We start from the raw sequence: 18845 nt of genomic DNA on the forward strand, positions 1-18845 counted from the left end.
CGGAAATACGTCAGTCTCCGGGCGGTTCTTCGACAGCCTTTTCGATGCCGTCGCGGTCGGCCCACTCCAGCAGCGGGTCGAGGGAGAACACGGCGTCGTCGATGCCGGCGTGGAGATCGCCCAGCTCGGCGAAGCGGGCCGGGACGGTCGCGATGGTGAAGTCGCCGGGCTCGGCGTCGTCGATCTCGTCCCAGCGGACCGGCGTCGAGACCGTGCCTTCCGGGTTGCCGCGCACCGAATACGCGCTGGCGATCGTGTGGTCGCGCGCGTTCTGGTTGTAGTCGACGAACAGCGTGCGCGGGTCGCGGTCCTTGCGCCACCAGGTCGTCGTCACCTCGTCCGGGGCGCGTCGCTCCACTTCGTGCGCGAAGGCCAGCGCGGCGCGGCGGACGTCCTGGAAACCCCAGCGCGGCTCGATCCGGACGTAGACGTGCAGCCCGCGGCCGCCGGACGTCTTGGGCCAGCCGACCGCGCCCAGTTCGTCGAGGATCTCGTGGGCCACGTGCGCGACGCGGCGGACGCGGTCGTAACCGCAGTCGGGCATCGGGTCGAGGTCGATGCGCCACTCGTCGGGCTTTTCGGTGTCGGCACGGCGCGAATTCCACGGGTGGAACTCCACAGTGGACATCTGCACGGCCCAGGCGACGTGCGCCAGTTCGGTCACGCACAGCTCGTCCGCGTGCCGCTTGTAACGCGGGAACTCGACCCGGACGGTCTCCAGCCACGGCGGCGCGCCGTTCGGGACGCGCTTCTGGTGTACCTTCTCCCCCGCCACGCCGGACGGGAAGCGGTGCAGCATGCACGGCCGCTCGCGCAGCGCGTTGACGATGCCGTCGCCCACCGAGAGGTAGTAGTTGACCAGGTCGAGCTTGGTCTCGCCGCGGGCCGGGAAGTACACCCGGTCCGGGTTCGAGATCCGCACCGTGTGCGGCCCGACCTCCAGCTCCACCGCCTTCTGCGCCATACGCAGACGCTAGCTCAAATCCGGCGTTACGGTGGTCCGGTGAGTCTGCCGACGGACGGCCACGTCCACACCGAATGGTCCTGGGACACGGTCACCGGGTCGATGATCGGCTCGTGTGCACGCGCGCTGGAGCTGGGGCTGCCGTCGGTCGCGTTCACCGAGCACGCGGATCTCACGCCGTGGCTGATCCCGGAGCCGATCCGCCCGCTGCTGCCGGACCACTTCCGGGTCCGGCTGCGCCCGGACGGCGTCCTGGAGCCACCGGACCTCGACGTCGAGGGCTACCTGGCGTCGGTCGACGAGTGCCGCGGCCGGTTCTCGGACCTGCGGATCCTGTCCGGAGTGGAGCTGAGCGAGCCGCACTGGCACCGCTCGCGCGCCGACGCCCTCCTGGCTTCCCACTCGTTTGATCGCGTGCTGGGCTCGGTGCACTCGCTGCCGGGCGACGACGGTCACCATCAGGAGCTGACGGTCGTGTCGGATCGCCCGGCGGCCGCGATTCTGCGCGCGTACCTGTCGGAGGTGCTGGGCCTGGTCGAGTCGACGGCGGACTTCGCCGTGCTGGCGCACATCGACTACGCCCTGCGCTCGTGGCCCGCCGAGGGACCACCGTTCGTGGCGGCGGATTTCGAGGAGGAGTTCCGCACGGTGCTGCGAGCCCTGGCCGGCAGCGGACGCGCCCTGGAGGTCAACACGAAGGTGCCGCTGCCGGGCGAAGTGGTCCGCTGGTGGTTCGAGGACGGCGGCGACGCGGTAGCGTTCGGCAGTGACGCCCACGAGCCGGGCCTGGTCGGCCACGGCTTCACCGAAGCGGCGGCATTGGTGGAGTCCTGCAGCTTTCGCCCGGGCCGCACCCCACACGACTTCTGGCGCCGCTGACGCCACAGTCACGTGAAAGCGCCGCCCCCAGGCGGTCACTTTCACGTGAAAGTGACCACCTGAGTCACCCTAAAGGTGCCCCCTCTGGTGACCGTCCGGACGCCACTTTCGCTAGGAAAGATGCGTCTGGAGGCCGCCTGGACGCATCTTTCCCTACGAAAGCTCCGCTTTGCGCAGCAAAGCTTCACTCGAAGGTGACGGGTCACGCCAGGGCGTGGCGGCCGTAGGCGCGGACCTCCGTGCTCTGGTCCAGCAGCCGCGTGGCCACCCGGCCGATCGCCGCGTCCAGCTCGGCCCGGTCGCCCGTGCCCCAGTCGCCGAGGCGGGACGCCAGCCAGTCGTGCCACGCCCGGACCACCTTGGCGAACTCCTCGCGGCCCGCGTCCGTCAGCTCCCAGCCACCGCCCGCGTAACGCAGGTGGCCGGTCAGCTCCAGGCGGTTGAACGCCGGTTCCAGCACCGGCGCCGGGACGCCGAAGTGCTCGCCGATCGCCCGCAGCGTGGCCGGCTCGCCCCGGCGTTCCCGCAGGTGGACCTGCAGCAGGCACCAGATGCCGCCCTCGTCGAGGTCGCTGCCGGCGCGCTCGACGATCGCCGGGGCGACCTTGCGACGCTCGCGGAAGAAGAGCGTCGCGACGGCGCGTTCCAGCTCGCGGTCGTCCGTGCGGGCCTCCGGCATCGCGAAGCCGTCGCCGAGGTCCGGCGCCGCGGCGCGCGCGGTGTCGCGCAGCGGGACCTCCTTGAGGAAGAACGCCAGCGCGAACGCGACCAGGCCGACCGGCGCGGCGGCGAGGAACACGACGTGCAGCGAGTCGCTGCAGGCCTGGATCACCGGCGCCGACACCGCGTCCGGCAGCGCGTGCAGGGCGCTCGGGATCTGCGTCACGCGCGGGTCGACGCCGGGTGGCAGCGGATGGGCGGCCACCGCGGCGGCCAGGTTCGGCGCGAGCTGGTTCGCGTACACCGTCCCGAAGATCGCCGCGCCGAACGAGCTGCCGATCGACCGTAGGAACGTCACACCGGAGGTGGCGACGCCGAGGTCGGCGTAGTCGACGGTGTTCTGCACGGCGATGGTCAGCACCTGCATTCCCAGCCCGATGCCGAAGCCGAGCACGGCCATGTAGGCCGACGCCTCCCAGAACCCGGTGTCGGTGTCGAGCCGCGAGAGCAGGTACAGCCCGATCGTCATCCCCGCGGCGCCGACCAGCGGGAAGATCTTGTACCGCCCGGTCTTGCTGACAGCGTTGCCGGCGGTGATCGACGCCACCAGCAACGCCAGCACCATCGGCAGCAGCCGCACCCCCGACGTCGTCGCCGACGTGCCCTGGACGTACTGCATGTACGTCGGCAGGTAGGACAACGCACCGAGCATCGCGAACCCGACGACGAAACTCATGATCCCGCCGACGGTGAACACCGGGTTCCGGAACAGCCGCATCGGCAGCATCGGTTCCGCGGCTCTCAGCTCCACGAAGACGAACGCGCCCAGCAGCACCACCGAGCCGATCGCCATTCCGATGATCGTCGGCGACCCCCACGCGTACTGGGTGCCGCCCCAGCTTGTGACGAGCGTCAGGCCGGTCGCGGCGAGACCGATGAGCAGGATGCCGAGGTAGTCGATCACCGGCTTGACCGCGGCGCGCGCGTTCGGCATCGCCGCGGACGCGACGATCAGGACGACGATGACCAGCGGGATGTTGACGTAGAACGCCCAGCGCCACGAGAGGTGGTCGACGAAGAACCCGCCGAGCATCGGGCCGGCCACGGTCACCACGCCGAACACCGAGCCGAGCACACCCTGGTACTTGCCGCGTTCGCGCAGCGGGACGACGTCGGCGATGAGCGCGGTCGAGGTGACCATCAGCCCGCCGCCGCCGAGGCCCTGCACCGCGCGCCAGACGATCAGCCAGACCATGCTGTCGGCGAACCCGGCGCAGAACGAGCCGATGCCGAAGACGATCACCGACAGCTGGAACATCAGCTTGCGGCCGAACAGGTCGCCGAGCTTGCCGACGACGACGGTCATGATCGTCTCGGCGAGCAGGTAGGACGTGACGACCCAGGACAGGTGCCCGGCGCCCCCGAGGTCGCCGACGATGGTGGGCAACGCGGTGCCGACGATGGTCTGGTCGAGCGCGGCCAGCAGCATGCCGAGCAGCACCGCGCCGAAGACGGCGTTGACCCGGCCCTCGCTGAGCTGCGCGGGCGCCGGCTCGTGGGCGACCTCCGCGGTGGCCGTCATGGCACCCTCCCTCGCTCGGCCTCCCAAGCTAGTGCGCGGGAGCGGCCGGCGCGGAGTCCACTGTGGAGAGTCACCCGTTCCGGTGAAACGGTCAGAGTGTCCAGCGGTCCCGGGGCGGCGGTTCCAGCGCTCCGGCGACGGCCGCCGCGATCTCCTCGGCCGTCCACTCCTCCCGGTGCGGCACGGGCCGGACGATCGCGGGCCGGCGGACGACGTGCGGGTGCCCTTCGGCCGGCCGCAGCACCTGGTCGGTGATCCCCGCCGACAGGTCACTGAGCAGGTAGGTCTCCAGCGGAGCGAGCCAGGTTGGCGGCCCAGTACGACTCAGGAGGTTCGCCGCAGTATCACCTCGAACGGCTCGAAGCCCTGCGCCCGGTAGAACTCCAGCGCGCCCTCGTTGGCCGCGAAGGCCTTGACCCTGGTCTCGGTCGCCCCGTTTTCCTTCGCCCAGGCGAAGAAGGCGGCCACGAGTTCGGCGCCGATCCCGGCGCGCCGGTGCCCGGCGTCGACCCGCAGGCTCTCCAGGTCCGCCGTCACCACGCCCGGCCGCAGCGGGTTCGGCCGGCACAGCCGTCCCACCAGGTGGCCACCGCCACCGGGGGCCAGCAGGCAGAGGACGGCCGGATCCCGGACCAGAGCGGCGTAGTAGGCCGTGCCCTCCCGAGCGGGCCAGCCGGTGTCCATGAACGGGTCGTGGCGGCCGCCGTCTTCGGCGAACAACCCCGCCGCCGACGCCACGAGCTGCGGGACTTCCTCGGCCGTGCACTCGGAAACTGTCATGCCGAGCAAGGTAACCCGGATGATTTTTCGGTGTAAATATCGATCTTTCAGGGCCGCAGGTGCGCCAGGCTCTCCAGCGCCAGCTGTTCCAGGTGTCCCGCCGCGGCCGGGCTGCCGCCCGCGGCGCGGAACGACGCCGACAGCGTCTCCGCGGCCCGGCGGTACGACGGCTCGGTGAGCACCTCGTCGACCGCCGCGCCGACGCGGCCGGCGTCCGCGCGGCCGAACCGCAGGCGGACGCCCGCGCCGGCCGCGGCCACCTGGGCGGCCACGATCGGCTGGTCGTCGCGGATCGGCGCCACCACCAGCGGCTTGCCGTGCCAGAGCGTCTCGCAGACGGTGTTGTGCCCGGCGTGGCACACCACGGCGTCGACGTGCGCGAGCAGCGGCAGCTGCGGGACGCGCGGGCGCACCAGGACGTTCGGCGGCACGGCACCGAGCACCCCGCCCGGGTCCACGACGACGGCCCGGGCTTCCCGTCCGGCGAAGGCGTCCACAGTGGACGTGAGGAATCCCGTGCCGGCGTCGGTGTTCGCGGTGCCGAGCGAGACGAGCACCGTGGGCCGCAGCGGGTCGAGCCACTCCCACGGGAAATCCGTTGTGGACGGCCGGCCGGAGATGGACGGGCCGACCAGCCGGACGTTCGGCGGCAGCGCGACCGCGCCGAGCAGTTCGCGGGTGGTGAAGGCGAGCACGCCGTGCGGCGAGAACCGGGGATCGGCTGAGCCGCCGGCGATCCGCGCGCGCAGGCCGTCCAGCAGCTCGGCCACCCAGTCCGCGACCTTCGGCATGCCCGCGAGCGGGTCGACCAGCTCGGCGGACGTCGTCGCGGAGGTGACCCACGGCAGGCCGCGCGCGTCGGCGAGCAGGCCGCCGGCGAGAGCTTGCTGGTCGGCGACGACCACGTGCGGTCCGAACGCGTCGATGGCCGCGGCGACCCCGGGCGCCATCGCGTCGGCCAGCGGGACGAGGAAGTCCTGCCAGAGGAACCGCAGCGCGGCGGGCCCCTTCAGCTCGGGCGGGCGCTCCGGCGCGTCCGGCGGCAGGGCGCACGAGAACACGAGCGCGTCCGGGCCGGCCAGGTGCCACAGCAGCTCGTCGTGCCCGGCCCAGGCGACCTCGTGACCGCGCGCGGTGAGCTCGGCGGCCACCCCGGCGGCCGGGTTGACGTGCCCGACCAGCGGCGGAACGACGAACAGGAACCGGGCCACTACCGCACCCGGGCCGGGAGCCGGGAGACGTCGCGGACCCAGTCGAAGATCAGCTCGATGGTCTCGGCGGTCCGCTCGACCAGCACCGAATGCCCCTGGTCGGGCAGCACCACGGTGCGGCAGTGGTCGAGGTGCTCCTCGAAGTGCGGCACCTGCGCCGCCAGCCCCGAATCGCCGCCGAAGAGAGCGAACACCGGGCAGTGGACGTCCGAGAGGTCCGCGTTGATGGTCGCGCTGCGCGGGATGTCGTCGGCCATCGTGGTCGTCTGGAGGATCCGGTTGGCCGCCTTGGACAGCCGCGCGGTGTGCGCGCCGTGGTTGTCCTTGATCCAGCCGATCACCTCGTCGATGGCGAGGCGGGTCTTCGCGTCGGCGAGGCCGTCGGCCATGTGCCGCGTCCACGCCGCCGTCGGCGGCTCGGCTTCGATGGCGATGACGCTGGCGACGCGGTCGGGCCGCGCCGCGGCCAGCCCGAAGGCCACGGAGCCGCCGAACGAGTTGCCGATGACGTGCACCGGCCGGGTGATCCCGAGCGCGTCGAGGACGTCGACCAGGTCGACGACGAACGATTCGAGCTGGTAGCCGCTCTCCGGCCGGGTCGTGCGGCCGTGCCCGCGCAGGTCGTACATCAGCACGTCGAGGCCGCGTTCGGCGAAGGCCGGCCCGAGGGTGAAGTAGTAGCTGGCCAGGCTGTCGGTGAGCAGCCCGTGGACGCACACCACGATGGGCGCGTCGCCGTCGAGCGGGACGTCGGGGGTCAGGCGCTGGACGTGGACGTCCAGCTCGCCCGCCCGGATCCGGCTCACGGCCGGTCCCGCAGCGAGGCGACGATGTACCGGACCAGCTCGCCGACGGTCAACGCGATGATCTCGTCGAGGTCGCGCTCGGCGATGAACGTCGCGAAGTTGACGCGCTCGCCGTAGTGCTCGCGCAGCTGCCCGGACAACGCCACGAGGTCGACGCTCTCCAGCTCGAGGTCGTCGTGGAACGTGGTGTCCATGGTGATCTCCGCGTCGTCGAGGCCGTACTCCTCGAGCAGTTCGCGCAGCATCCCGCCGAGTTGCGCGAGCACCGCCGCCTCGCCGGTGGCCGTCGTCTCGATGCTCATTCCGCAGTCTCCTTCGTCTCCTCGGTCCAGGCCACGACGTACCGGCGCGGCGGTGCGCCCGGCAGGTTCGCGGTCTCGGTGCAGCGGACGTGGTGGTCGTGCCCGGCCACCCGGACGGTCAGCGCTTCCGGCGCCGCCGCGACGACCTCGAAGTCGCGGGGTTCACCCCGCAGGCCGGTGCCGCGCAGTTTCGCGACGGCTTCCTTCGCGGTCCAGAACCGGGCGAACCAGACGTCCGGATCGCCCTCCTGACTTGCGAACAGCGCCCGTTCGGCCGGCCCGAACGCCGCATCCACAGTGGACTCCGCGCGCGGCGCGACCTCTTCGACGTCGATCCCGCAGGGGCCGAACCGCGCGATCGCCACGCCGGCCTCGGCGCGGTGGGCCACCGAGATCGTCACCTCCGGCAGCTCCCGGCCGTACGCGCCGGTCGCGTACGGGCGGCCCGCGTCGTCGTTGCCGATGCTCAGCTCGGCCGGGAACATCTCGGGTTCGCCGCGCGCCCAGAGGAACTGGCGGACGGCGTCCTTCGCGGCGATCCGGCCGAGCAACCACTGACGGCGGCCGCGCGGCGGGCGCCGGTCGTAGGCGCCGCGGTCCGGGCCAGCGAGGTAGTTGCGCATGATCAGCTCGCGCGTCGCCAGGTCCGGCCACTGCTCGTGGACCAGCGCCCAGCCACCGGGTTGTTCCTTCGACAGTGTCGAGCGCTCGGGCGTCCGGTCGGCTTGGCGGATCTCCGGGTTGCTGTCGAACCGGCGGTCGCGCCAGCCGGTGAACTCGGCCCAGACCTGTCCCTTGTGGACGAGCTGCATGTCGGCGTCGAGAAACTCGTGGGTCAGCGACGTGATCCTGACCAGGCACTCCAGCCGATCCCCCGGCGCCGGGTGCGGTCCGTGGAACCGGATCTCGCGCATCGCGACCGGGAAGACGGTGGTGCGTTCCGGCAGCCGGGACATGATCCAGTAGCCGAGCACCTGGCCGACGTTGTCCAGCAGCGCGCCGGGCGCGGCCGGGGTGGTGAGCACGGCGCGGACGTGCCGGTCGCCGACGGCGGTCAGCTCAGTGACGCCCTGGAAACGCGGGCCGTGGAACATCCACCGATCGTCGTACAGCTCGCGAGCCTGGGTCTCGGGGACTTCCTCCGTCGACGCCGGGAACCGCCACGGCGCAACGCCTGCGGCCGGGTAGGACCCGGCCAGCTCGACGACGGCCTGGGAGTAGCCGCCCAGTGCGGCGAACACCCGGTCACGACCTCGGGGCACGACGTGCACCGGCACGGTGACCGCCGGGATCGCGGTGATCCACTGGTTCAGCCGGACGTCGTGCACCGCGATCGCGCGCCGGCCGGGCGCGGCTTGCTCGGCGAAGCCCATCAGGTGGTCGATGACCGTGGTGGCGGGCACCACCGGCCAGCGGTCACCCGGGTCGGCCCGCGGTGGCTGCTTGAAGAAGCAGTGGTCGAGCAGGTACGGCATCGCGTCGACCGAGACGTCCAAAGTGGTCCGCAGCTCGACCGGCGGCGGCGTGGTGGTCTTGCGCCCACCGAGCACAGTGGACGCCAGGTTCGCCGTGTCCTGCAACAGCGCCGCGAACTCCGCGGCGAGAGGTCCCTTCCCGGCCAGGACGTCCACAGTGGACCCCTGGGCCAGCCGGGCGCCGACCTGCGCGCGGGTCCGGTCGTCCAGGGTGATGACGTGCCCGCCGAGGTCCAGCTTGACGGCCTTGCGGGTCACGGCGCGGGCCTGGCCCGGCAGCGCCGTGCCGTCGAGGGACGCGCCCTCGGCCCACAACGCGGTGGCGACGCGCAGCAGCTGGGCGAGTCCGGGCCGGTGCGGCGAGTGCGCCGCGACGACGAGGTGGTCCTCGCCGTGCAGGGTGTCGCCGATGAGCGAGCCGAGCTGGCCGGCGCCGACCTGCACGAACGCCCGGAACCCGGCCGCGTGCAGCGTCTCGGCGAGCGGCCGGAACCGGACCGGTTCGAGCAGGTGCCGCACGAACAGCGCGCGGACGTCGGCCTCGGCGGCCGGGTACTCCGACACCGTCGTCGCCGACCAGATCGGCACCCGCGGCGGGTGCAGCGTGAAGCCGTCGGCCGCCGCGCGGATCGGGCCGAGGTAAGGCCGCAGCATCGGGGTGTGGAAGCCGGAGCGGAACGGCAGGACCTGGGACACGGTCCCGGCTGCCCGGAACGTCTTCACGAGCGCGTCGACGGCTGCGGCGGGCCCGCAGACCATCGCCTGGTTCGGGGAGTTGTCATGGGACAGCACGACGTCGTCGCGGCCGGCCAGCTCGGCGAGCACCTGCGTGGCGGGCGCGCCGATCGCGGCGAACGCCAGGCCCGGCACGACCAGCGTGTCCGGGTCGAACCCGGCGAGGAAGGCGTCGATCTCGGCCGTCGCGTGCATCCCGGCCGCGGCCATCGCGGTCCATTCGCCGAGGCTGTGGCCGGCGACGGCGTCCGGCGTCACGCCCATCCGCCGCAGAGCCGTTTCCAGGAGCCGGCCCAGCTCGAACACCGCGGCGCCCTGACGGCCGACGTCGCCGACCTCTGCGTCGGTGTGTTGCCATGGCAACCCGAAGTGGCGGGCGACGTCTCCGCAGTTCAGGGCCAGTTCGGCTTCGAGGCCGGGGAAGACGAACGCGAGCTTGCCGCCGCCCGGGCCGAGCAGTGGCTTGTCGGCGAACCAGACGTCGTTGCGGCCGCGCCACGGCCGTGCCCGACCGACGGCCTTGCGGGCCAGGGCCAGGCGTTTCTCGGTCGGGTCGACGATGCCGAGCCGCACGGGCCCGGTGCCCTCCGGCGCGGTGAGCACCGCGCGATCCGGTCCGGAAAGGACGTTACGCAGCGCTTCGACGGTCGGCGCGGCGAGCCGCAGCACGCGCTCGGCCTCGCGCACGACGACCGGGGCAGCTCGGTCCGGGGCCTGCTCCAGCACGACGTGGGCGTTGATCCCGCCGAACCCGAACGCGTTGACCCCGGCGCGGCGCACCGCCGCGTCCCAAGGGCGCGCGGTGTCCAAAGTGGAGAAGCGCGTCTTTTCGAGGGCGGGGTTCGGGTCGTCGCAGTGCAGCGTCGGCAGCAGGACGCCGTGGTGGACGGCGAGCGCGGCCTTGACCAGCCCGGCCACGCCGGCCGCCGGCATCGTGTGGCCGATCATCGACTTCACCGAGCCGAGCACCGCGCTCCCGGCCTGGCCGAACACCTCGGCGAGCGTGGTGAGCTCGGCCGCGTCGCCGGCCGGGGTCGCCGTGCCGTGCGCTTCGAGCAGCCCCAGCGAGTCCGGGTCCCGCGGGTCGAGCCCGGCGGCGGCCCAGGCCTGGCGGACGGCGCGGACCTGGCCGCCGGAGTCCGGGTTGGCCAGGCTGGCGGTCCGCCCGTCGGAGGCGACGCCGGTGCCGGTGACCACGGCGTAGACGCGGTCACCGTCGCGCTGGGCGTCGACGAGCCGCTTGAGCACGACCACGCCGGTGCCCTCACCGATCAGCACGCCGTCGGCGTCGCGGTGGAACGGCCGGATGCGTTCGGACGGCGACAGGGCGCCGAGCTGGGTGAACACGCTCCAGAACGTGATGTCGTGGCAGTGGTGCACGCCGCCGGCGAGCACGACGTCGCACCGGCCGGAGGCGAGCTCGCGCACGGCGTGGTCGACCGCGATCAGGGACGACGCGCACGCGGCGTCCACGGTGTACGCCGGGCCGCGCAGGTCGAGGCGGTTGGCGAGCCGCGACGCGGCCAGGTTGGGCACGAGCCCGATCGCGGACTCCGGCGCCTCCGGGCCGAGCTGGTCGGTGAAGGCCTGCCGCACGGCGTCGAGGCGGTCGGCGTCCAGCTCCGGCAGCAGCTCGCCGAGGGTGCGCACGAGCTGGCTCGCGGTGCGGACGCGCTGGTCGAGCCGCACCAATCCCGGTGTCAGGTAGCCGCCGCGACCGAGGATGACGCCGACGCGGGAGCGGTCGGCGGGCAACCGGTCCGGGCCACCGGCGTCGGCCAGGGCCTGGGCCGCGACCCGCAGCGCGATCAGCTGGTCGGGCTCGGTGGCGGGGATCGAGTTCGGCATGATCCCGAAGCCGGTGACGTCCACTTCGGCCAGTTCGTCGACGAACCCGCCGCGCCGGCAGTAGATCCGGTCGGCGCGCCGCTCGGCGTCCGGGGCGTAGTGCGCGCTGTCCCACTTCTCCGGCGGCACCTCGGTGATCGCGTCGACGCCGCCGACGAGGTTGCGCCAGTACGTGTCGAGGTCCGGCGCGCCGGGCAGCAGCACCGACATGCCGACGATCGCGACGGGGCCCGGCATCCGCGTCACCAGCCCGAGGCGGTGTGGACGACGGCGGCGGTCTCCGGGCGGCCCCAGGCCAGCTCGCGCAGCAGGCCGAGGGTGCCTTCCTCCGGGTCGATCAGCTCGATGCCGCGGCGGGCGTACTCCCGCATCAGCGCCGGCGTGACCATGCCGTCGTTGGTGCCGGTCGGCGCCCACGGTCCCCAGTGGACGGTCACCGCACGCCCGGCGGGCCAGCGGCGGCCGAGGGCTTCCAGGGCGTCGTTGGCGGCGGCGTAGTCCGACTGGCCGCGGTTGCCGAGCGCCGCGGCGATGCTGCCGAAGAGGACGACGAACTTCGGCTCGTCGGGCAGGTCCGCCGTCGCTTCGAGGAGCGTCTTGGCCCCGTCCACTTTGGTCCCGTAGACGCGGGTGAACGACTCGGGTGTCTTCTCGGCGACGAGCTTGTCCTCGATGACGCCGGCCGCGTAGACGATGCCGTCGAGGCGGCCGTGCTCGGCGTGGATCTCCTTGACCGCGCGGTGCACGGCCTCGGCGTCGAGCATGTCGACGGACTGGTAGCGCACCGGGCTGCCGAGCGCTTCGAGCCGTTTCAGGGTGCCCCGGACCTCGCGTTCGCCGAGGATGCGGCGCACCTCGCGTTCGATCTCGGCCGGACTCCTCAGACCGCTCGCGATCAGGGCGGCGCGCAGTTCCTTGGCGTCCGTCGCGTGCGGGTATTCGTCCTCGGTGGACGGCACGGGCGTCCGGCCGACCAGCTCGAGACGGCAGCGGGACGCGGCGGCGAGCGTCGCGGCGAACCGGGCGGTGATGCCCTTGGCCCCGCCGACGAGCAGGACGACCGACTCGCGGTCCAGCCCGGCCGCGGCCGCTTCGGCGGTGCCGTCACCGGCCGGTCCGGCGCCGCTGCTGCCGAGCAGGCCGAGGCCCTGTTCGGTCATCCGGAGCCCGCTGCGCTTCCCGCCGTCCCGGAGCACGACGGGTTCGCGGTCCACAGTGGACAATTCTTCGACGATCTTTTCGGCCTGGTCGGCAACATTCGTGCCCGGTGGTTGCTCGACGACCCGGGCGATCGTCTCCGGGTATTCGCGCGAGACGCTGCGGTAGAAGCCGCGGAGTCCTTCGCCGGGACCGGCGGTCAGCAGCCAGGCGGGGTTTCCGGCCAGAGCGTCGCGATAGCGGGGGAAGGCTGCGGGCAGCACCGGCCCGGCGTCGGCGTCGGGCAGGTCGATGACGCCGTCGAAGCCCGGGCGGACGGCGTCGGCGATCTCGGCCGTGGCGCCCAGGGCGGTCAGCCTCGTCCGGACAGCTTCGGCCAGCGGGCCGGTGCCGAGGATCAGGAACGTCCGACCGGCGACGTCGGGAGTGGCGGCGGGCGAGAGGTCGAATTCGGCCATGACCAGGCGCTTCGGCGCGACGATCACCGGCCGCGGCCCACCCACGGTGGCGGGCTGCGGCCCAGTCTCGGCCTCGGGCTGGGTTCGCGGCTGGTCGGCTGCGTCACTGGCCGGGACCGGCTTCGGCTCGGCTGCCCCACCCACGAGCGCGGCGATCGCGGCGGCGGTGCGGGCCTTGGCGAGTTCCTCGACGTCACCGTCCGGGTCGAGGCCGAGGCGCGTGGCCAGTTCCCCGGCGATCTCGGCGCGTTTGATGGAGTCGATGCTCAGGTCGGCTTCGAGATCGAGGTCGGGCTCGATCATGTCCCCGGGATACCCGGTCCGGTCGGCGATCACCTCGATGACGGTGTCCAAAACGGACCGCGCGGCGACCACAACGACCGGCACGACAGGCTGCGGTACCCCAGCCCCGATCAACTCGGCGATCGACGCGGCGGTCCGCGCCTTGGCGAACGTCTCAATGTCCTCACCCGCGTCGAGGCCCAGCCGGGTCGCCAGTTCCCCGGCGATCTCCGCGCGCTTGATCGAATCCACGCTCAGATCGGCTTCCAGATCGAGATCCGGCTCGATCATGTCCACCGGATACCCCGTCCGCTCCCCGATCACCTCGATGACGGTGTCCAGCACCGAGCGCCCCAATGTGGCGTTGGGTGCATCAGACGCACCCAATGTGGCGTTCGGTGCGCTGGACGCACCCAACGCCACATTGGGGCGCTGGCCACCGGCCGGCACCGGGACCGCCTCGACGACCGGGGCGACGGCCGCTGGGATGTCGGTGCCGAAGTAGCCCAGCAGTACGTCGCGCTGGGCCGCGATCATCTCGCGGCTCGTGCGCAGGAAGTCCGCCACCATCGCGTCCGACGTGCCCGCCGACACCGGAGCGGCGGCCGGGGCCTGGACCTGCGGGAGGCGTTCCGCGGGCCGCAGCGCGCCCGCCGGGATCGTGCCGTCCGCGGTGCGGAGCAGGTGGCCGTCCACCGTCCACCCGGGACGCTTCGGGCGTGGGACGGACGCCGCGTCGACGGCGTCGCGGCCGCGGAACAGCCAGCCCGTCTCGATCGGCACGCCGGAGACCGCCAGCTGCGCGAGCGCGTTCAGGAACCCGGGCAGGCCACGGCGGCCCGGCTGCTCGAACCCGACCGTCCGGTGTGGACGGTCACCGAGGATCGCCGCGACCTGCTTCGCCAGCACCGCGCCGGGACCCGCCTCGACGAACACCCGGGCGCCCGCCGCGAACATCGCTTCGATCTGCTCGACGAACCGGACCGGCGAGCCGATCTGCGCGGCCAGTTCGCCGCGGACGTCGTCCGGGTAGGGCGCCGCCGTGCGGTTGCCGTAAACCGGGATGGTGGGCCGGACGACGCCGATCGCGCCGAGGGCCCGGCCGAACGTCTCCCCTGCGGCCGCGACCAGCGGGCTGTGGAACGCGCACGCGACCGTGAGCCGTTTCACGCCGAGCCCGGCGGCCCGCAGCAGCCCGACCGCCGTCTCGATGTCGGCGGTCGGTCCGGAGATCACCGTCTGCGCCGGCGAGTTGTGGTTCGCCAGGACCACGGTGTCCAGGTCGGCGATGACCTCGCCGACGGTGGCGGCGGACGCCGAGACCGCGGCCATCGCGCCCGGGTCCGACGCCGGGATCGCGTCGAGAATCGCGTCGGCCCGGGCGTGGCTGGCGTGCAGCAGCGCTTCCGGCGTGAGGGCGCCGGCCGCGGCCAGGGCGATCAGCTCGCCGTAGCTGTGACCGCCGGCCATCGCGGGCCGGACGCCGGCGCGGGTCAGCAGCCGGAACGCGGCCAGCCCGGCGAGGCCGAGCGCGGGCTGGGCGACCCGGGTGTCGGTGACGCGGTCGGCCGCGGCCTGGCGGGCCGGCTCGCCGAAGGCGGCCGGGCCGAACACCGTCGCGGCGGTGGCCGGGTCGAGCCGCAGGTAGCGCTGCAGCTCGGGGAACGTGACGAACAGCTCGGCGAACATCCCCGGCCGCTGGCTGCCCTGGCCGGGGAACAGCACCGCGACCTCGCCCGGCTCGAAGTCCCCGAAGCGGTACACGCCCGGCGCGTCGGAGCCGGCCAACGCCTGACGCAGCAACCCGGTCAGTTCGTCCACTGTGGACGCGACAACGGCGAGCCGGACCTTCCCGGCGGCCTCGGACCGGCGCGACGCGCTCAGCGCGAGATCCCGCAGGCGCCACGGCTGCTTGCCCGCCGGGACGTCCTCGGCCAGCGCCAGGAGGTCCCGCGCCGCCGCGTCCGTGGCGAAGGTGAACAGCTCGGCCGGCCACTCGTCGCCGACCTGGGCGGGCGGGACGCCGTCGTGCGCGCCGAGCACGACGTGGAAGTTGGTGCCCCCGAAGCCGAACGCGCTGACCCCGGCGATCCGCTCGGCGGCCGGCGCGCTCCACGGCTGCGGCGCCGACTGGAACACGAACGGGCTGGTCGCGGCGTCCCACGCCGGGTTCGGCGCGGTCACGTGCAGGGTCGGCGGTTTGACGCCGGTGTGCAGCGCCAGCGCCGTCTTGATCAGCCCGGCGAGGCCCGCGGCGCACTTGGTGTGGCCGATCTGCGACTTCACCGAACCGATTGTGCAGCCGCCCGGCGCGGCCCCGGCCTCGGTGAAGACTTTGGTCAGCGTGCTCAGTTCGGTCCGGTCGCCGACGACGGTCCCGGTGCCGTGCGCCTCGACCAGCCCGACCTGCGCGGGCGAGACGCCGGCGTTGCGGTAGGCGCGGGTCAGCGCGGTGTGCTGGCCTTCCGGCCGGGGCGCCGTCAGCCCGAGCGCGCGCCCGTCGGACGCCGCGCCGACGCCCTTGATCACGGCGTACACCCGGTCGCCGTCGCGTTCGGCGTCGGCGAGCCGCTTCAGCGCGACGCAGCCGACGCCTTCGCCGAGCGCGATGCCGTCGGCCGCGCTGTCGAACGTCGCTGAGCGCCCGGTCGGCGAAAGAGCGTGCGCGGAGGCGAAGAGCAGGTAGTCGTTGATCCCGTTGTGCAGGTCCGCGCCGCCGCACAGGACGAGGTCGCTGGTGCCGGCGGTCAGCTCCTTGCAGGCGACGTCGACGGCGGTGAGCGAAGACGCGCAGGCCGCGTCGACGGTGTAGTTCGCGCCGCCGAGGTCGAGCCGGTTGGCGATCCGGCCCGCGATGACGTTGGCCAGGACACCCGGGAACGAGTCTTCGGTGATCTTCGGCAGCCGCTCGTCGAGCCCGGCCGGCAGTTCGCCCACATAGGACGGCAAGACGGTCCGCAGGCTCATCGCGTTGGACAGGTCGCTGCCCGCCTCGGCGCCGAACACGACCGACGTCCGCGTCCGGTCGAAGGCGCGCTCGCCGTAACCCGCGTCGGCGAGCGCCCGGTGCGCGGCTTCGAGCGCCAGCAGCTGGACCGGCTCGATGCTGGCCAGCGACGACGGCGGGATGCCGTAGCGCAGCGGGTCGAACCCGATCTCGGGCAGGAAGCCGCCCCAGCGTGACGGCGTCTTCTCGCCCTGGCCCTCGGGGTCGAAGTAGAGGCCGGTGTCCCAGCGCTGCGGCGGGACCTCGGTGACGGCGTCCGCGCCGGCCAGGACGTTCGCCCAGAACGACGCCAGGTCCGGGGCCTGCGGGAACATGCAGGCCATCCCGACGATCGCGATGTCGAGGGGTTCGGGGGCGGGCGGCTCCGGCGTCGTGACGCCGACCGCGGCGGCCCGCTCGCGGAGGAAGGCGTTCGCGCCGTCGCCGACGGCGGTGTGCAGCTCGGCGATCGTGGTGACGGCCGAGCGCAGCACGGCGACCTCGCCCGCCATGAACATGCCTTCGGTGAGCTGCCGGTCTTCGCCGACCTCGCGCAGGTCGGCGCCGACGCGTTCGATGCCCTTGCTGGCCAGGCGGAGGCGGCCGACGTTGAGCGTCTCCAGCTGCTCCCACGCGTCGCGGCTGGGCACGCCCTGCTCGGCGAGGTCCGCCTTGAGCGCGGCGTACTCCTCGGTGAACGGGCTGCGGACGCAGCGGGTGGCGTGGCCGGGCGCGGTTTCGAGCAGGTCGGTGTGCCGGGCCTCGAGCAGCTGCCGCTGGAAGAGCGGGAGCACCGCGCCGGCGTCGACGGCTTCGTGGGTGAAGAGGTAGGCGGTGCCCATGAGCACGCCGATGGCGGCGCCGCGGGCGGCGACCGGCGCGGCGAGGGCGGCGACCATCGCGGCCGAGCGCTCGTCGTGGATCCCGCCCGCGAACAGGATCTGCAGCTGCGCGGCGGCGTCCGGGGTGGTGGCGAGGAAGTCGCCGAGGATTCCGAGCTGGGCCTCCCAGAGCGGGAAGCTGGTGCGCGGGCCGACGTGCCCGCCGCACTCCGAGCCTTCGAAGACGAACTTGCGCGCGCCGGCCTCGAGGAACTGCTTCTGCAGGCCGGGTGAGGGCACGTGCAGGAAGGTGGCGATGCCGGCGTCTTCCAGCGCCGCGGCCTGGGCCGGGCGGCCGCCGGCGATGATCGCGTGGGTGGGCCGCAGTTCGCGGATGACCTCGAGTTGCGCGGTTTTGACGTCGTCGGCGGCGAAGCCGAGCACGCCGACGCCCCAGGGCGCGCCGCCGACGGCTTCGCGCGTGCGTTCCAGGACTTCGCGGGTCTGCTCCGGGCCGGACAGCGCGAGCGCGATGAACGGCAGCGCCCCGCCCGCGGCGACCTCGGCGGCGAAGGCGGCCTGGTCGCTCACCCGGGTCATCGGGCCCTGCGCGACCGGCTGGGTGGTGCCGAACGCGCGGCTGCCCGCGGTGTCCGGGCCGAGCACCGTGACGTCCGCGCGCAGTGCGTCGCCGATCGCGTCGCCGAGACCGCGCACGGCCGCGGTCACCGTGCCCCAGTGGTCGCGGAAGCGGGTGGCGAGGAAGACGTCCTGGCCGGCCTCGATCGACGTCACGGCTGTCCCGCGGCGGGACAGCACGCGGACGCCGTCGACGACCACCGTCTCGGAGCCGTCGAGGCCGGTGACGGCGGTGGTGAGGGCCGACGGCAGTTCCGCCTCCGGCAGCAACGCGAGCTGGGTGTCGACGACGACGCCGGCCGCGCCGCCCGCGATGGCGGCGGCCGCGGTGTGCGGGCCGATCCCGCCCGCCGCCCAGACCGGGACGGTCTCGTCGGCCAGCAAGGCCTGGAGTAACACGAAAGTGCTCAGCTCACCCGTCCGGCCGCCACACTCGTGACCGCGGGCGATCAAGCCGTGGGCGCCACCGCCGACCGCCCGCGCGGCCGACGCGCGGCTGGTGACCTCGGCCAGCACCCGTCGTCCCGGGAAGTCGCGCGCGGTGCACGGCGAGTCCTCGGTCAGCAGGACAGTGCCGGCGGCCTCGGGCAACTCCATGCCCGCGGCCAGGCGCGTGAGCCGGACCCCGAACGCCGGGATCTCCCATTCCGCCAGGAGGGCGAGCTCTTCCGAAGCGGTGTCGCCCGGGCCGGTGAGGTCGAGCACGCCGAGCCCGCCACCGCGCGCGGCGGCCGCGACGCCCCGCGCGGAAGGCCACGCGAGCGGCGAGACGGCGACGACCGGCACGGCCGGTACGCGGACGTCTTTCGAGACACGCATGGGAACTCCCGCTACGCACGAAAGGGTGATGGGGTAACGGGGAGTACTTAAGCGCGTTCATCCCGTTCCGTCAACAACCCACCACGAATTCGTGGTGGTTGTGCAGAAAATTCGGGAGCGACCAGGCTGGAGACGCAAGAATTTAACGCGGCCGTCACGTACCACGGGTCGAGATCGGACGCGGGATTGCCTTGTACGGCGGTCAATAGTCATACCTCGTGGTACACGTGTCCCACACCTCCATACGGGGCAAGCCATCTCACCCGGTGGACGCAGCGGGACTGGCCACACCGGACCACTCCGTCCGGCGGGTCCACTGTTTCCCGGGAGCCAACGCGAAGTGTCGCGACGGTAAAATCGGCCATGCGCCGAAGCCGTCACGGCAATAACGCGGAACCGTGCCGCAGATCACGCGGGGACTATTCACCCGGCATTTTTGC

Annotated in this window: 10 protein-coding genes; 1 reads left to right on the top strand and 9 read right to left on the bottom strand. The window is 73.0% G+C overall.

Annotation, left to right across the window (positions count from 1 at the left end; all coding sequences use genetic code 11):
* Positions 1 to 10 precede the first annotated feature (10 nt).
* Positions 11 to 964 (bottom strand): non-homologous end-joining DNA ligase, encoded by a 954-nt coding sequence (gene ligD / locus ACLJQZ_RS16310; protein WP_410620824.1) that lies wholly within the window; start codon positions 962 to 964, stop codon positions 11 to 13.
* A 39-nt stretch (positions 965 to 1003) separates the two neighbouring features.
* Between ligD and ACLJQZ_RS16315 the strand changes: the two genes are divergently transcribed.
* Positions 1004 to 1843: a PHP domain-containing protein gene (locus ACLJQZ_RS16315; RefSeq protein ID WP_410620825.1), complete on the top strand. Its 840-nt coding sequence runs from the start codon at positions 1004 to 1006 to the stop codon at positions 1841 to 1843.
* Positions 1844 to 2045: 202 nt separating this feature from the next.
* Here the strand turns inward: ACLJQZ_RS16315 and ACLJQZ_RS16320 are convergent, their stop codons facing one another.
* The 8 genes from ACLJQZ_RS16320 to ACLJQZ_RS16355 form a co-directional block, all read right to left on the bottom strand.
* A complete protein-coding gene (locus tag ACLJQZ_RS16320) occupies positions 2046 to 4085 on the bottom strand; it encodes a DHA2 family efflux MFS transporter permease subunit (RefSeq protein WP_410620826.1) in 2040 nt (679 codons plus the stop codon).
* A 91-nt stretch (positions 4086 to 4176) separates the two neighbouring features.
* Positions 4177 to 4329, bottom strand: a complete 153-nt coding sequence (locus ACLJQZ_RS16325; protein ID WP_410620827.1) for a hypothetical protein — start codon at positions 4327 to 4329, stop codon at positions 4177 to 4179.
* An 80-nt stretch (positions 4330 to 4409) separates the two neighbouring features.
* Positions 4410 to 4865 carry a GNAT family N-acetyltransferase gene (locus ACLJQZ_RS16330; protein ID WP_410620828.1) on the bottom strand — a complete coding sequence of 152 codons (456 nt, stop codon included), beginning with the start codon at positions 4863 to 4865 and terminating at the stop codon, positions 4410 to 4412.
* Between the two features lie 47 nt (positions 4866 to 4912).
* Positions 4913 to 6076, bottom strand: a complete 1164-nt coding sequence (locus ACLJQZ_RS16335; protein ID WP_410620829.1) for a glycosyltransferase — start codon at positions 6074 to 6076, stop codon at positions 4913 to 4915.
* Complete coding sequence (locus tag ACLJQZ_RS16340; RefSeq protein ID WP_410620830.1) at positions 6076 to 6882, bottom strand: alpha/beta fold hydrolase; 807 nt, start codon at positions 6880 to 6882, stop codon at positions 6076 to 6078. The genes ACLJQZ_RS16335 and ACLJQZ_RS16340 overlap by 1 nt, the downstream gene beginning before the upstream one ends.
* On the bottom strand, positions 6879 to 7184 hold the full coding sequence (locus ACLJQZ_RS16345; protein WP_247051642.1) for an acyl carrier protein: 306 nt from the start codon (positions 7182 to 7184) through the stop codon (positions 6879 to 6881). The genes ACLJQZ_RS16340 and ACLJQZ_RS16345 overlap by 4 nt, the downstream gene beginning before the upstream one ends.
* Positions 7181 to 11479, bottom strand: a complete 4299-nt coding sequence (locus tag ACLJQZ_RS16350) for a beta-ketoacyl synthase N-terminal-like domain-containing protein (protein WP_410620831.1) — start codon at positions 11477 to 11479, stop codon at positions 7181 to 7183. The genes ACLJQZ_RS16345 and ACLJQZ_RS16350 overlap by 4 nt, the downstream gene beginning before the upstream one ends.
* Before the next feature lie 5 nt (positions 11480 to 11484).
* Positions 11485 to 18405 (bottom strand): SDR family oxidoreductase, encoded by a 6921-nt coding sequence (locus ACLJQZ_RS16355; protein ID WP_410620832.1) that lies wholly within the window; start codon positions 18403 to 18405, stop codon positions 11485 to 11487.
* Between the last annotated feature and the right edge of the window lie 440 nt (positions 18406 to 18845).

The organism is Amycolatopsis sp. cmx-8-4 (genome assembly GCF_046548675.1).
Taxonomy (GTDB): Bacteria; Actinomycetota; Actinomycetes; order Mycobacteriales; family Pseudonocardiaceae; genus Amycolatopsis.

What these genes read in the sequence shown, in the direction of transcription:
- ACLJQZ_RS16345 (WP_247051642.1), bottom strand. Translation starts at nt 7,184, where the DNA reads ATGAGCATCGAGACGACGGCCACCGGCGAGGCGGCGGTGCTCGCGCAA.
- ACLJQZ_RS16355 (WP_410620832.1), bottom strand. Translation starts at nt 18,405, where the DNA reads ATGCGTGTCTCGAAAGACGTCCGCGTACCGGCCGTGCCGGTCGTCGCC.
- ACLJQZ_RS16350 (WP_410620831.1), bottom strand. Translation starts at nt 11,479, where the DNA reads ATGCCGGGCCCCGTCGCGATCGTCGGCATGTCGGTGCTGCTGCCCGGC.
- ACLJQZ_RS16320 (WP_410620826.1), bottom strand. Translation starts at nt 4,085, where the DNA reads ATGACGGCCACCGCGGAGGTCGCCCACGAGCCGGCGCCCGCGCAGCTC.
- ligD (WP_410620824.1), bottom strand. Translation starts at nt 964, where the DNA reads ATGGCGCAGAAGGCGGTGGAGCTGGAGGTCGGGCCGCACACGGTGCGG.
- ACLJQZ_RS16330 (WP_410620828.1), bottom strand. Translation starts at nt 4,865, where the DNA reads ATGACAGTTTCCGAGTGCACGGCCGAGGAAGTCCCGCAGCTCGTGGCG.